Raw genomic sequence first — 13,303 nt, 5'->3', positions numbered from 1 at the left:
CAATGAGTTAGATTTGGCCAAAGCGGCCGCTGTTAAAATCGCGAACGGCTTCTGCGATCTGTGTTTTGTTATTCATGACAAAGGGGCCATAGCCCACAATCGGCTCCTGCAGCGGTTCGCCGGCCATCAGCAGAACTTTTGCCTGGGTTGTCGCCTCCAGGTGCAGTGCGTCTCCTGCCTGGCTCAGGACGGCGAGCTGGCCTTCGCGGGCGGGTTCGAAACCGTTGATGATCACTTCCCCTTCCAGTACCACCAGCGCAGTACTCCAGCCTTCCGGCTGGCGCAGCGTGAGGTCGTGCCCCTGATTCAGCTGCAGATCCCACACGTTAAGCGGTGAGAAGGTATGGGCCGGGCCGCTGACGTCGTCATACTGGCCGGCAATAACCCGAACCTGTCCGGCGCCATTCGCCAGCGCGGCGGTGGGGATTGTCCCGGCGGTAATGCTCTGGTAGCCGGGGGCCGTCATTTTGTCTTTGGCGGGCAGGTTGACCCACAGCTGGATCATCTTCAGCTCGCCGCCGCTGCGGGTGAAGGCCTCCGAGTGGAACTCTTCGTGCAGGATCCCGGCGCCGGCCGTCATCCATTGCACGTCGCCTGGGCCGATCACCCCGCCGCGTCCGGTGGAGTCACGATGCTCTACTTCACCGGCGTAGACGATAGTGACGGTTTCGAATCCGCGATGCGGATGCTCACCGACGCCGCGTTTATCGCTGCCTGCCGGGAAGGTGTACGGCCCGGCATAGTCGAGCAGTAAGAAGGGGCTCAACTGCTGGCCGTGCGTCTGATAGGAAAACATCGAACGAACCGGGAAGCCGTCGCCTACCCAATGCTGCGCAGGCGCGGTGTAGACTCCTGTAATCTGTTTCATGGCTTTCTCCTGTGTATCGGTATCTGATGTAAATAAGCTTATATCCGGGACGACGTATGCGGTAGTGAGCAAAAATGACCTATACTGTTCCAAAAATGGAACAATGGAACAATGGAACAATGGAACAATGGAACAATGGAACAATGGAACAATGGAACAATGGAACAATGGAGGAAGGATGCAGGATCTCAATGACTTCGCCTGGTTTGTCCAGGTCGTGGATCATGGCGGTTTCGCCGCGGCGGGGCGAGCGCTTGACCAGCCGAAATCCAAGCTCAGCCGCCGTATTGCGCAACTCGAGGAGCGGTTGGGCGTGCGTTTGATTCAGCGAACCACTCGCCAGTTCGCGGTCACCGAGGTCGGGCAGACCTTTTACCAGCATTGCAAAGCGATGCTGATTGAGGCCGAGGCGGCGCAGCAGGCGGTCGACACGCTGCGCGCCGAGCCGCGCGGCAGCGTCAGGATCACCTGTCCGGTCACCTTGCTGCATGTCCATATCGGACCGATGCTGGCGCGATTTATGGCGCGCTATCCCGGGGTAACATTGCATCTTGAGGCGACCAACCGCCGGGTGGATGTGGTCGGTGAGGGCATTGATGTGGCGATCCGCGTCCGTCCCCGGCCAATCGAGGACAGCGACCTGGTGATGCGCGTGCTGGCGGACCGCGGGCACCGGCTGGTGGCCAGTTCGCAGCTGATTTCCCGGCTCGGACGCCCGCAGGCGCCGTCTGAGCTGAGCGACTGGCCGGGGCTCAGCCTGGGGGCGAACAAGCATCAGCATAAATGGCAGCTTACCGGGCCTGAAGGGGCAAGGGCGGAGGTGTATTTCACGCCGCGAATGGTGACCACCGATATGCTGGCGCTGCGCGAGGCGGCGATAGCCGGCGTGGGGGTGGTGCAGCTTCCTTTATTGATGGTGCGCGATCAGCTGGCGTCAGGGGAGTTAGAGGTGGTACTGGATGAGTGGCAGCCGCGGCGGGAAGTGATCCATGCGGTATTTGCCTCCCGGCGCGGGCTGCTGCCCTCCGTTAGAGCGCTGGTGGATTACCTCAGCGAAGAGTATCAGCGAATGGAGGAGGATTAGCTTCGGGATTCGCTTTTCCCGGGGGGCGTCCCCCCAGCGGAGAATATAAAAGAAAAGAGCCCGTACTTGCGTACAGGCTCTCATCTCGAATATGGCGGTGAGGGGGGGATTGACTCGCTTCGCTCGCCCCTGCGGGGCAGCCCGCTCGCGGGCTCGCGGTCTGTCCAACTGGCTGCGCCAGTTGTCGAACCCCGGTCGGGGATTCTCATCCCCCCCCGGCGGGTGGCACATGCGAAAAAAAAAGCCCGTACTTGCGTACGAGCTCTTCTTAAAATATGGCGGTGAGGGGGGGATTGACTCGCTTCGCTCGCCCCTGCGGGGCAGCCCGCTCGCGGGCTCGCGGTCTGTCCAACTGGCTGCGCCAGTTGTCGAACCCCAGTCGGGGGTTCTCATCCCCCCCGGCTGGTGGCACATGCGAAAAAAAAGCCCGTACTTGCGTACGAGCTCTTCTTAAAATATGGCGGTGAGGGGGGGATTCGAACCCCCGATACGTTGCCGTATACACACTTTCCAGGCGTGCTCCTTCAGCCACTCGGACACCTCACCATATTGTCTTTCCCGTTGTTGTCGGGAACGGGCGCTAATGTAGGGAAATACGTATCGCCCGTCAATCAACTTTTTGCAAAATCAGCGCGTTTAGACAAACTTCGAACAACTTGCTCCTTAAACGTGCGAAATCCGTTTTTTTTGTCGCCACTCCCTTTTCACTTTGCGACAAGGGGAAATTTGCTATGCTGGCAAACCAATAGAAAACAATGAGTAAAATAAGACGCCAGCATTAACCTGCCCCGGGCGTTTGCTATCAGGAGCCCCTATGGAGATTATTTTTTACCATCCGACCTTTGATACCCAATACTGGATCCGAGAGCTGGAAAAGCAGTTACCCGGCGCGAGAGTGCGCGAATGGAAAGCGGGCGATAACCAGCCGGCGGACTATGCCCTGGTCTGGCATCCACCGGTAGAGATGCTGCAGGGCAGGGCGCTGAAGGCCGTGTTCGCCCTTGGGGCGGGGGTGGATTCGATCCTCAGTAAGCTGCGCGATCATCCGGATATGTTGCCCCTGTCGATCCCGCTGTTTCGCCTCGAAGATACGGGCATGGGACGACAGATGCAGGAGTATGCGGTGAGCCAGGTTCTGCACTGGTTCCGCCGGTTCGATGACTATCAGGCGCAGAAGCTGGCGTCCCGCTGGCAGCCGTTGCCTGAGTATCTTGCCGACGATTTCACCGTCGGGATTATGGGCGCCGGCGTGCTGGGGGCGAAGGTGGCGGAAAGCCTGCAACCCTGGGGATTCCCGCTTCGCGTCTGGAGCCGTAGCCGCAAAGCCTGGCCGCAGGTGCAGAGCTTTGCCGGCCAGGCCGAGCTGGGCACATTCCTGCAGGGGACCCGCGTGCTGATCAACCTGCTGCCGAACACCGCTGAAACCGTCGGCATTATTAACCAGACGCTGCTGGCGCAGCTGCCGGATGAGAGCTATGTCCTAAACCTTGCCCGCGGCGTGCATGTCGTTGAAGAAGATCTGCTGGCGGCGCTGAACAGCGGTAAGCTCAAAGGGGCAATGCTCGATGTCTTCAGTCGCGAACCGTTGCCCCAGGAGAGCCCGCTTTGGGCGCACCCGCGGGTGGCCATGACTCCCCACGTGGCGGCAGTCACCCGCCCGATGGAGGCCATTGCCTACATCGCCGGGACCATTAGCCGCCTGGAGCGAGGGGAACCGGTTAGCGGTCAGGTCGATCGTCAGCGCGGTTATTAAGGTAAGCAAACCCCGCCACGGCGGGGTTTTTGCTAATCAAGCGCCCGGATTCCTGCTATTCTTGCGGCAAACAGAAGAGGAGAATGTGATGTATCCCGTTGACCTGCACATGCATACCGTCGCCAGCACCCACGCCTACAGCACCCTGCACGATTATATTGCGGAAGCAAAGCGTAAAGGGATCAAACTCTTCGCCATTACCGATCACGGCCCGGACATGGCGGATGCTCCGCACTACTGGCATTTCGTTAATATGCGCATCTGGCCCCGTCTGGTGGACGGTGTGGGGATCCTGCGCGGTATTGAATCGAATATTAAAAATATCGAAGGCGAGATCGACTGTTCCGGGCCGATGTTGACGTCGCTCGATCTGATCATCGCCGGATTCCACGAGCCGGTGTTTCCGCCGCAGGATAGCGCCACCCATACGCAGGCGATGATTGCCGCGATGGCCAGCGGTAAAGTGCATATGATTAGCCATCCGGGTAATCCGAAATTCCCGGTGGATATCCCGGCCATTGCCGAAGCGGCGGCCCGTTACCAGGTGGCGCTGGAGATCAATAACTCCTCTTTCGTTTCATCGCGCGTGGGCAGTGAAGATAACTGCCGGGCCATCGCCGCCGCGGTGCGCGACGCCGGAGGGTGGGTGGCGCTGGGCTCGGACTCTCACACTGCGTTTACCCTCGGAGAGTTTACCGAATGCCGCAAGATCCTCGATGCTGTCGATTTTCCGGAGGAGAGGATCCTCAACGTTTCTCCGCGTCGCCTGCTCGACTTCCTCGAGTCGCGTGGTATGCCGGCGATCCCGGAATTTGCTGACCTTTAATTTGTATAACTGGAATAACTGAATGAACGAGTTTTCAATCCTCTGCCGCGTGCTGGGTTCGCTGTATTACCGTCAACCGCAGGACCCGCTGCTGGTGCCGCTGTTTACCCTGATCCGCGAGGGCAAACTGGCCGCCAGCTGGCCGCTGGAACAGGACGAGCTGCTGGCGCGTCTGCAGAAAAGCTGTGAAATGCAGTCCCTGGCGACGGACTATAATGCGCTGTTCGTCGGTGAAGCCTGCAGCGTCCCGCCGTACCGTAGCGCGTGGGTGGAGGGTTCCTCGGAAGCGGAGGTCCGGGCTTTTCTGAGCGAGCATGGCATCCCGACGGGAGAAGGTCCGGCGGATCATCTCGGATCACTGCTGCTGGCCGCCTCCTGGCTGGAGGATCATGCCACAGAAGAGCAGAGCGAGACGCTGGAGCGCCTGTTTGCCGACTATATCCTGCCGTGGTGCGGGACAATGCTGGGGAAAGTCGAAGCGCATGCGCACACAGCGTTCTGGCGCACGATGGCGCCGTTGACCCGCGACGCCATCGCCGCGATGTGGGACGAGCTTCAGGAAGAAGATGAGCAATAAAATGTGATTTAAGTCACTATTTTAATGTAACTGAAATTAGCTTCATTCATATAGTGTGTTTTAGATCGCATTCTTCCGGCGCGTATCTGCTAGGATACGCGCCATGAACATACTCTTCGCAATCGCATTAACGACGGGCATTCTCTCCGGGATTTGGGGATGGGTGGCGGTCGCCCTCGGCCTGCTGAGCTGGGCCGGTTTTCTCGGCTGTACCGCCTATTTCGCCTGCCCGCAGGGCGGTCTGAAAGGTCTGGCCATCTCCTCCTGTACGGTAATGAGCGGCGTGGTCTGGGCGTTGGTGATTATCCACGGTAGCGCGCTGGCCCCGCAGCTGCAGATCCTCAGCTATATGATGACCGGCGTCGTGGCCTTTCTGATGTGCATCCAGGCGCGACAGACGCTGCTGTCGTTTGTCCCCGGCACCTTTATCGGCGCCTGCGCGACCTTCGCGGCAGACGGCGACTGGCGTCTGGTTATCCCTTCTCTGGCGCTGGGCCTGGTCTTTGGCTATGCCATGAAAAATAGTGGCCTGTGGCTGGCGGCCCGTGCGGATAAGCATAAATCGTTCGCCAATGACAACGCCTGAGCGGCGGGACGATAATAGCAACAGGACCCTCAGGGTCCTGTTTTTTTTACCTTCTTGTCGCCGGCGCGGCGGGATAATCTTGCTCCCGGGGGCGGGTATGCCCTAGTATCGGCAGAAAGCCGTATCTACGCGCTATGCCGACAGGAGGAGAAATGGCTGTTCAACCTGAAGTAATTCTCGGCGATATTACGACGCTTGATGTCGATGTGATTGTGAATGCGGCAAACCCCTCGCTGCTGGGCGGCGGCGGGGTGGATGGCGCGATCCACCGGGCGGCCGGTCCCGCGCTGCTGGCGGCCTGCAAGCAGGTGTTGCAGCAGCAGGGCGAATGTCCCCCTGGTCATGCGGTGATCACGATGGCGGGCGATCTTCCCGCCAGCGCGGTGATCCACACCGTGGGCCCGGTCTGGCACGGCGGCGACCGCATGGAGGCGCAAACCCTGGCCGATGCCTACAAAAACAGCCTGCAGCTGGCGGCGGCAAACAACTACCGCTCCATTGCGTTTCCGGCGATCAGCACCGGCGTGTATGGCTATCCGAAAGAGGAAGCGGCGGCGATCGCCGTGCGCACCGTGACCGCGTTTCTCACCCGCTATAACCCGCTTGAACGGGTCCTGTTCGTCTGTTTCGACGAGGAAACGGCGGCTATCTATCGTCGCCTGCTGGCGGCATACCCCTGATTCCGCAGAATAGGCTATGATAACCGCCGGTATTGACAGGAATGATGGATTGCAGGAGGGAGCAGGTGTCGGAAGGAAAAGTACAGCAGAAGCAGCAGGCGCGCCGCGCGGAGATCGTTGCCGCTGCGCAAAGATGTTTTGCGGCAAAGGGATTGCATGGCGCCTCTGTCGCTGATATCGCCCGCGAGGCGGGCCTGAGCGTCGGTCAGCTGTATCGCATTTTTGCCAGCAAGGAAGCGATCATCGAAGCGATTGTCAGCGAAATCGTCAACGCCAGGGTCGGGGAGATGATCGATGAGAACCACAATCTGGCGCGCAAAGCGGCGGTGCTGGCCGGCAGGATCCCGACTTCGGCAGCCACCAAAAGCGACAATTATCTGTTGATGGAAATTAACGCCGAAGCCTCGCGTAACCCACGCTTGCGCGAGATCCTGGTGCAGGCCGATCGGAGGTTGAAAGAGGAGGGCGGCCGTTTGTCGCAGCGCTATCATCCCGGTCTCGGCGATGCGCGACGCAATGCTGCTTCAGAGCTCATCGCCGTTCTGACGGAGGGGGCAGCCTACCGTTGTGAGCTGAGCGCCTCCACTCCGGTCGATAAAGCGGATTTAGAAGCCCTGTATAATATGATCTTCGACCGGCTGTTTGATGAGCAAGCGTAGCGCGGCACGCCTGGCGTGCCGCAAAGGCTAAAGGTTAGCTGGCCGAGGCCGGGGTTTTTGCCGGTTTGCTCATGGGTTTACCGGAGAACAGGAAACGCAGCAGCGGAATACGCAGATGAATTTCATACAGGATCAGGGCAATCCCCACTACAAAAACCAACCCGCCAATAAAGCCTAAGGTATTCGACTTAATGGCCGGGGTGATCCACGCCCCGTACAGCAGCGTCAGCGGATGGTGCACCAGGTAAATAAACAGCGAAGCATTGACGAAGTAGGTCACCCGCGCCGACTGGAAATTCAGCAGGCGATGGCCGAGCGAGAAGATCACATTCACCATCCACAGCCCCAGCACCATGGTGATCACCGATTCCGTTTCATACATCCAACCGTCGCCAGATCCATACTGCTGGTTCAGGCGGTAAGCGATGAATCCCAGCAGTGACGCCACGCAACACCATGGCGACGGGGTGGTGAACATCGCCTTTAAGCGCGGGTTAATAAAGGTCTGGGCCCCCAGCACAAAGAAGGGCAGATAGAACAGCGTCTGCATGACCACAAAGTTAAACAGACCATTGCTCAGCAGGGGCGGGTAGATCACGAATAATGACCGACGGATCAGCGCGTAAAGCACCCCCAGCGCGAGGAAAATCATCGTCAGCTGGCCCATGGTGACAGTGTCACCGAATGCGTGAGCGCCCGGAGTCGGGCGGCGCGTCAGCCATTTAAACAGCACCACCCCCAGCGAGGTCAGCACCACCAGGACCAGCAAAAACCAGAGGTGGGAAATGAGCTCCCACGCCAGGGTGTTGAATTTGTCGTACCCCGAAAGGGTGTGCCAGTTTTCCGCCTTGCCGTTGACGTACTGCAGCATAATAAACTGCGGCAGCGTCAGCAGCGGGATGGCGGTGAGCATCGGAATACCGACCCGTTCGACGCGCACTTTCCACCACTTTTTCAGCGGGTAGCGCAGGAACAGCATGTAGGAGAAATAGCCGGAGATCACGAAGAAGACCTGCATGCGGAAGGCATGAATGAAATCATTAAACAGCGTCAGCCACCACGAGGGCTCTGCGCTGTTGACATGCCAGCTATGGCTGGAATAAATCAGCGAAATGTGAAAAGGGATCCCCAGCAGCATCAGCCAGGCGCGGATGCTGTCGAAAAAATATTCACGCTGTACCGGAGTATTATTCATACGATTCACGACAATCTCAGATAATTCGTCTTATCACTCAAGATGATAACGCTTACATTATCAGCAACCCTACATGAACTCGGGGTACCTGTCTCCAGGATAAGCACGCAAAGTGCAAACGGGACTGCGAACTGTTTATTCCCTGCGCCGCTACGCTGAACAAAGCAGGGATTATGTTGTCGGATTGCCTGAGTTTCCATTAAAATAGATCGGATCGATTTAAGCACACAAAGGGGGAAGTGCTTACTTATATGAAACATAAACCACAGATGATGAAAATGCGTTGGTTAAGCGCAGCCGTAATGTTGTCCCTGTGTACTTCATCTGCATGGGCATTTAGCATTGATGACGTTGCAAAAGAGGCCAAAACGTTAGCCGGGAAAGGCTATGAAGCGCCAAAGAGTAACCTGCCCTCCGCTTTCCGCGACATGAAATACGCGGACTACCAGCAAATTCAGTTTAATCACGATAAAGCTTACTGGAATAACCAGAAAACCCCATTCAAGCTTGAATTTTACCATCAGGGTATGTACTTCGACACGCCGGTCACCATCAATGAAGTGACGGCCACCAGCGTGCGCAAAATTAAATATAGCCCGGACTATTTTAACTTTGGTAACGTTCAGCACGATAAAGACACGGTGAAAGACCTTGGTTTCGCCGGCTTCAAAGTACTGTATCCGATCAACAGCAAAGATAAGAACGATGAAATCGTCAGCATGCTCGGTGCCAGCTACTTCCGCGTGCTGGGTCAGGGTCAGGTATACGGTCTGTCCGCGCGCGGTCTGGCTATCGATACCGCGCTGCCTTCCGGCGAAGAGTTCCCGCGTTTTCGTGAGTTCTGGATCGAGCGTCCAAAAGCTACCGACAAGCGTCTGACTATCTATGCGCTGCTGGATTCGCCGCGGGCAACCGGCGCTTATCGCTTTGTGATCATGCCGGGACGCGATACCGTGGTGGATGTCCAGTCCAAAGTTTACCTGCGTGACAAAGTGGGCAAACTGGGCGTGGCGCCGCTCACCAGTATGTTCCTGTTTGGTTCCAACCAGCCTTCTCCGGCGCTGAACTATCGTCCGGCGCTGCACGACTCCAATGGTCTGTCGATCCTGGCGGGCAACGGCGAGTGGATCTGGCGTCCGCTGAACAACCCGAAACACCTGGCCGTTAGCAGCTATGCGATGGAAAACCCGCAAGGGTTCGGCCTGCTGCAGCGCGGCCGTCAGTTCTCCCGCTTCGAGGACCTTGACGATCGTTATGACCTGCGCCCGAGCGCCTGGATCACCCCGAAAGGGGAGTGGGGCAAAGGGAAAATCGAACTGGTCGAAATCCCGACCAACGATGAAACCAACGATAACATCGTGACTTACTGGACGCCGGATCAGCTGCCGGAGCCGGGCAAGGAGATGAACTTCAAGTACACCATCACCTTCAGCCGCGATGAAGACAAGCTGCATGCGCCGGATAACGCGTACGTTATGCAGACCCGCCGCTCTACCGGCGATGTTAAGCAGTCGAACCTGATCCGCCAGCCGGACGGTACCATTGCTTTCATTGTCGACTTCACCGGCGCCGATATGAAAAAACTGCCGGCGGATACCCCGGTCGCCGCCCAGGCGAGCACCGGCGACAACGCTGAAATCGTTGAAAATACCGTGCGTTACAATCCGGTGACCAAAGGCTGGCGAATGATCCTGCGTTTGAAGGTGAAAGATCCGAAGAAAACGACGGAAATGCGCGCCGCACTGGTTAACGGCGATGACACGTTGAGCGAAACCTGGAGCTATCAGCTGCCTGCCAATGAATAAGATAACGAAGTACATTGACGCATTGCCGCTGTCGGACGCCGAGAAATCGGCGCTGCCGGACACCAGCCTGCAGGCCGTTCATCAGGTCCTGGATGACGAACATCAGACCTTCGCCCGCGAAGACGACTCCCCGCTGGGGTCGGTCAAGGCGCGGCTGGCGCACAGCTGGCCGGATTCGCTGTCTGGCGATCAGCTGGTGAAGGATGATGAAGGCCGCACCCAGCTGCATGCGATGCCGAAAGCCAAGCGCTCCTCGATGATCCCTGACCCGTGGCGTACCAACCCGGTTGGCCGCTTCTGGGACCGTCTGCGCGGACGCGATGTCACGCCGCGCTATCTCTCCCGCCTGACGCAAGAAGAGCGCGAGAGCGAGCAAAAATGGCGTACCGTCGGTACCATTCGTCGCTACATCCTGCTGCTGCTGACGCTGTCGCAGACCGTGGTGGCGACCTGGTACATGAAAACCATTCTGCCTTATCAGGGCTGGGCGCTGATCAACCCGGCCGATATGGTGGGGCAGAACCTGTGGGTTTCGTTCATGCAGCTGCTGCCGTACGTTTTGCAGAGCGGCATTCTGATCCTCTTCGCGGTGCTGTTCTGCTGGGTTTCCGCCGGCTTCTGGACCGCGTTAATGGGCTTCCTGCAGCTGTTGATCGGTCGCGATAAGTACAGTATTTCCGCCTCGACGGTCGGTGACGAACCGTTGAACCCGGCGCACCGTACGGCGCTTATTATGCCGATCTGTAACGAAGACGTTGACCGCGTGTTCGCCGGGCTGCGAGCGACCTGGGAGTCGGTGAAAGCCACCGGCAACGCCGCTCATTTCGACGTCTATATCCTCAGCGACAGCTATAACCCCGATATCTGTGTCGCTGAGCAAAAGGCGTGGATGGAGCTGATTGCCGAAGTACAGGGCGAAGGGCAGATCTTCTACCGTCGTCGTCGTCGTCGCGTGAAGCGTAAGAGCGGCAACATCGATGATTTCTGCCGCCGCTGGGGCAGCCAGTATAGCTACATGGTGGTGCTGGATGCTGACTCGGTGATGACCGGAGAGTGTCTGAGCAGCCTGGTGCGCCTGATGGAAGCGAACCCGAACGCCGGGATCATCCAGTCATCCCCGCGCGCCTCGGGCATGGACACGCTGTATGCGCGTTGCCAGCAGTTTGCCACCCGGGTGTATGGTCCGTTGTTTACGGCGGGTCTGCACTTCTGGCAGCTGGGGGAGTCCCACTACTGGGGACACAACGCCATCATCCGCGTGAAGCCGTTCATTGAGCACTGCGCGCTGGCGCCGCTGCCGGGCGAGGGCAACTTTGCCGGGTCGATTCTGTCGCACGACTTCGTTGAAGCCGCGCTGATGCGCCGCGCCGGCTGGGGCGTGTGGATTGCCTACGATTTGCCGGGCTCCTATGAAGAGCTGCCGCCGAACCTGCTGGACGAGCTGAAACGCGACCGCCGCTGGTGCCAGGGCAACCTGATGAACTTCCGCCTGTTCCTCGTGAGAGGGATGCACCCGGTGCACCGGGCGGTGTTCCTTACCGGCGTGATGTCCTACCTGTCGGCGCCGCTGTGGTTTATGTTCCTTGCCCTGTCGACAGCGCTGCAGGTGGTGCATGCCCTGACCGAGCCGCAGTACTTCCTGCAGCCGCGTCAGCTGTTCCCGGTGTGGCCGCAGTGGCGTCCGGAGCTGGCTATTGCGCTGTTCGCCTCGACCATGGTGCTGCTGTTCCTGCCGAAGCTGCTGAGTATCATCCTGGTGTGGTGTAAGGGGCCGAAAGAGTACGGTGGATTTATCCGCGTGACGCTTTCCCTGCTGCTGGAGGTCCTGTTCTCGGTCCTGCTGGCGCCGGTGCGCATGCTGTTCCACACCGTCTTCGTGGTCAGCGCTTTCCTCGGCTGGGAAGTGGTGTGGAATTCGCCGCAGCGTGATGATGACTCCACGCCGTGGGGAGAAGCCTTTATGCGTCACGGCTCGCAGCTGCTGCTGGGGCTGGTATGGGCGGTCGGAATGGCATGGCTGGATCTGCGCTTCTTGTTCTGGCTGGCGCCGATTGTCGTATCGCTGATCCTGTCGCCGTTCGTGTCGGCGATCTCCAGCCGGGCGACCGTGGGCCTGCGCACCAAGCGCTGGAAGCTGTTCCTGATCCCGGAAGAGTATTCGCCGCCGCAGGTGCTCAAGGATACCGATGCGTACCTGACGCTGAACCGTCAGCGTTCGCTGGACGATGGCTTTATGCACGCGGTGTTTAACCCGTCGTTTAACGCCCTCGCGACCGCGATGGCCACCGCGCGCCACCGTCAGGGTCATATCCTGGAGATCGCCCGCGAGCGCCATGTCGAGCAGGCGCTGAATGAAACGCCGGATAAGCTGAACCGCGATCGTCGACTGGTGCTGTTGAGCGACCCGGTAACCATGTCGCGTCTGCACTATCGCGTATGGGCCGCGCCGGAGAAATACTCCTCGTGGGTGAACGCCTATCAGCAGCTGGCGCTTAACCCGCTGGCGCTGAAAACGAAATAAGCCGTACGTTAAGGAAAATACCGGCAGCGATGCCGGTATTTTTTTATCTGAAACACGAGGTTGTGGATGCGAATACTACCTATCATTGCTATGGCGCTGCTGCTTAGCGGCTGCGGCAGCATTATTAGCCGGACGGTGCCCGGGCAGGGGCATGGCAATCAATATTACCCGGGCGTGCAGTGGGACGTTCGCGATTCAGGATGGCGCTATCTCACCATTCTGGACCTGCCGTTCTCGCTGGTTTTCGATACGCTGCTGCTGCCGCTGGACGCCAGCCACGGGCCCTATAACTGATTAACGCTCGTCCCACTCGTCGGCCGCCGTCTGTCCCTCTTCGGTATCCAGCGAGGGCTCGAGCTGGAATTCACCTTCATCCCACTCATGGAGCGTATTTTCCTCCAGCCACTCCTGACGCAGCTCTATCTCATCATAATCCCCATCAAAGACGCTCTGCGCGGCTTCGCCGCTGAGCATCGGTAAGCATTCGCCTTGTTCCTCTTCGTCAGCAAAAAATTCGGCCTGCCAGGCGATATCGCCATCCTGCAGCACATACTTTTGAATATTCAGCTGCTCAACGTTAGCGCTCTCTTCATCGCTGTCAGGGTTGTTGGCGAGAAATTCTTCACGTGCTGCATCAATAGCTTCTTCGAGCGTAGCATAGAACATCGAATCCTTTGGCATAGCGAATCTCCTGAGAAGAATATGAATTGAACACGATTCAATCTATAGAAGGCGCCAGGCAAGGCGTC

13 protein-coding genes and 1 tRNA gene are annotated in these 13,303 nt (G+C 58.4%); 10 read left to right on the top strand and 4 right to left on the bottom strand.

Annotated elements, in window-relative coordinates:
* Positions 1–7: 7 nt before the first annotated feature.
* A complete protein-coding gene (locus tag AC6CWS_RS06020) occupies positions 8–868 on the bottom strand; it encodes a pirin family protein (RefSeq protein ID WP_065881762.1) in 861 nt (286 codons plus the stop codon).
* A gap of 178 nt (positions 869–1,046) precedes the next feature.
* Here AC6CWS_RS06020 and AC6CWS_RS06015 point away from each other — a divergent pair, with 178 nt between their 5' ends.
* Complete coding sequence (locus AC6CWS_RS06015) at positions 1,047–1,952, top strand: LysR family transcriptional regulator (protein WP_023289111.1); 906 nt, start codon at positions 1,047–1,049, stop codon at positions 1,950–1,952.
* A gap of 458 nt (positions 1,953–2,410) precedes the next feature.
* On the opposite strand, the gene AC6CWS_RS06010 is transcribed toward AC6CWS_RS06015, so the two are convergent.
* A tRNA-Ser gene (locus AC6CWS_RS06010) sits at positions 2,411–2,498 on the bottom strand.
* Between the two features lie 268 nt (positions 2,499–2,766).
* Between AC6CWS_RS06010 and ghrA the strand changes: the two genes are divergently transcribed.
* The 6 genes from ghrA to AC6CWS_RS05980 all read left to right on the top strand — a co-directional run bounded on the left by ghrA (position 2,767) and on the right by AC6CWS_RS05980 (position 7,033).
* A complete protein-coding gene (gene ghrA / locus AC6CWS_RS06005; RefSeq protein ID WP_032452421.1) occupies positions 2,767–3,705 on the top strand; it encodes a glyoxylate/hydroxypyruvate reductase GhrA in 939 nt (312 codons plus the stop codon).
* 88 nt (positions 3,706–3,793) lie between these two features.
* The gene (locus AC6CWS_RS06000) at positions 3,794–4,531 is read left to right on the top strand and encodes a phosphatase (RefSeq protein WP_004204525.1); all 738 of its coding nucleotides are present in this window, start codon (positions 3,794–3,796) and stop codon (positions 4,529–4,531) included.
* Between the two features lie 22 nt (positions 4,532–4,553).
* Positions 4,554–5,108: a TorD/DmsD family molecular chaperone gene (locus tag AC6CWS_RS05995; RefSeq protein WP_023289113.1), complete on the top strand. Its 555-nt coding sequence runs from the start codon at positions 4,554–4,556 to the stop codon at positions 5,106–5,108.
* Between the two features lie 103 nt (positions 5,109–5,211).
* Positions 5,212–5,694 (top strand): DUF1097 domain-containing protein, encoded by a 483-nt coding sequence (locus AC6CWS_RS05990; RefSeq protein ID WP_044522057.1) that lies wholly within the window; start codon positions 5,212–5,214, stop codon positions 5,692–5,694.
* Between the two features lie 152 nt (positions 5,695–5,846).
* Positions 5,847–6,374: an O-acetyl-ADP-ribose deacetylase gene (gene ymdB, locus AC6CWS_RS05985; protein WP_023289115.1), complete on the top strand. Its 528-nt coding sequence runs from the start codon at positions 5,847–5,849 to the stop codon at positions 6,372–6,374.
* A gap of 65 nt (positions 6,375–6,439) precedes the next feature.
* A complete protein-coding gene (locus tag AC6CWS_RS05980; RefSeq protein WP_060592419.1) occupies positions 6,440–7,033 on the top strand; it encodes a TetR/AcrR family transcriptional regulator in 594 nt (197 codons plus the stop codon).
* Between the two features lie 34 nt (positions 7,034–7,067).
* Here AC6CWS_RS05980 and mdoC read toward each other — a convergent pair whose 3' ends face one another.
* Positions 7,068–8,228, bottom strand: coding sequence for a glucans biosynthesis protein MdoC (gene mdoC, locus AC6CWS_RS05975; RefSeq protein ID WP_065812117.1), 1,161 nt, complete (start codon positions 8,226–8,228; stop codon positions 7,068–7,070).
* A gap of 251 nt (positions 8,229–8,479) precedes the next feature.
* On the opposite strand from mdoC, the gene mdoG reads away from it, so the two are divergent.
* From mdoG to AC6CWS_RS05960, 3 genes are all read left to right on the top strand, one after another.
* Entirely contained in the window at positions 8,480–10,033 is a 1,554-nt protein-coding gene (gene mdoG / locus AC6CWS_RS05970) for a glucans biosynthesis protein MdoG (RefSeq protein WP_004140751.1), read from the top strand.
* The gene (gene mdoH / locus AC6CWS_RS05965; protein ID WP_065881761.1) at positions 10,026–12,554 is read left to right on the top strand and encodes a glucans biosynthesis glucosyltransferase MdoH; all 2,529 of its coding nucleotides are present in this window, start codon (positions 10,026–10,028) and stop codon (positions 12,552–12,554) included. Before mdoG ends, mdoH begins: the two co-directional genes overlap by 8 nt.
* Before the next feature lie 66 nt (positions 12,555–12,620).
* A complete protein-coding gene (locus AC6CWS_RS05960; protein ID WP_004204534.1) occupies positions 12,621–12,848 on the top strand; it encodes a YceK/YidQ family lipoprotein in 228 nt (75 codons plus the stop codon).
* Here the strand turns inward: AC6CWS_RS05960 and AC6CWS_RS05955 are convergent, their stop codons facing one another.
* The gene (locus AC6CWS_RS05955) at positions 12,849–13,235 is read right to left on the bottom strand and encodes a MysB family protein (RefSeq protein WP_002898981.1); all 387 of its coding nucleotides are present in this window, start codon (positions 13,233–13,235) and stop codon (positions 12,849–12,851) included.
* Positions 13,236–13,303: the final 68 nt, after the last annotated feature.

The organism is Klebsiella sp. M041, assembly GCF_059759695.1.
This window is presented reverse-complemented; position numbering and strand designations above follow the sequence as displayed.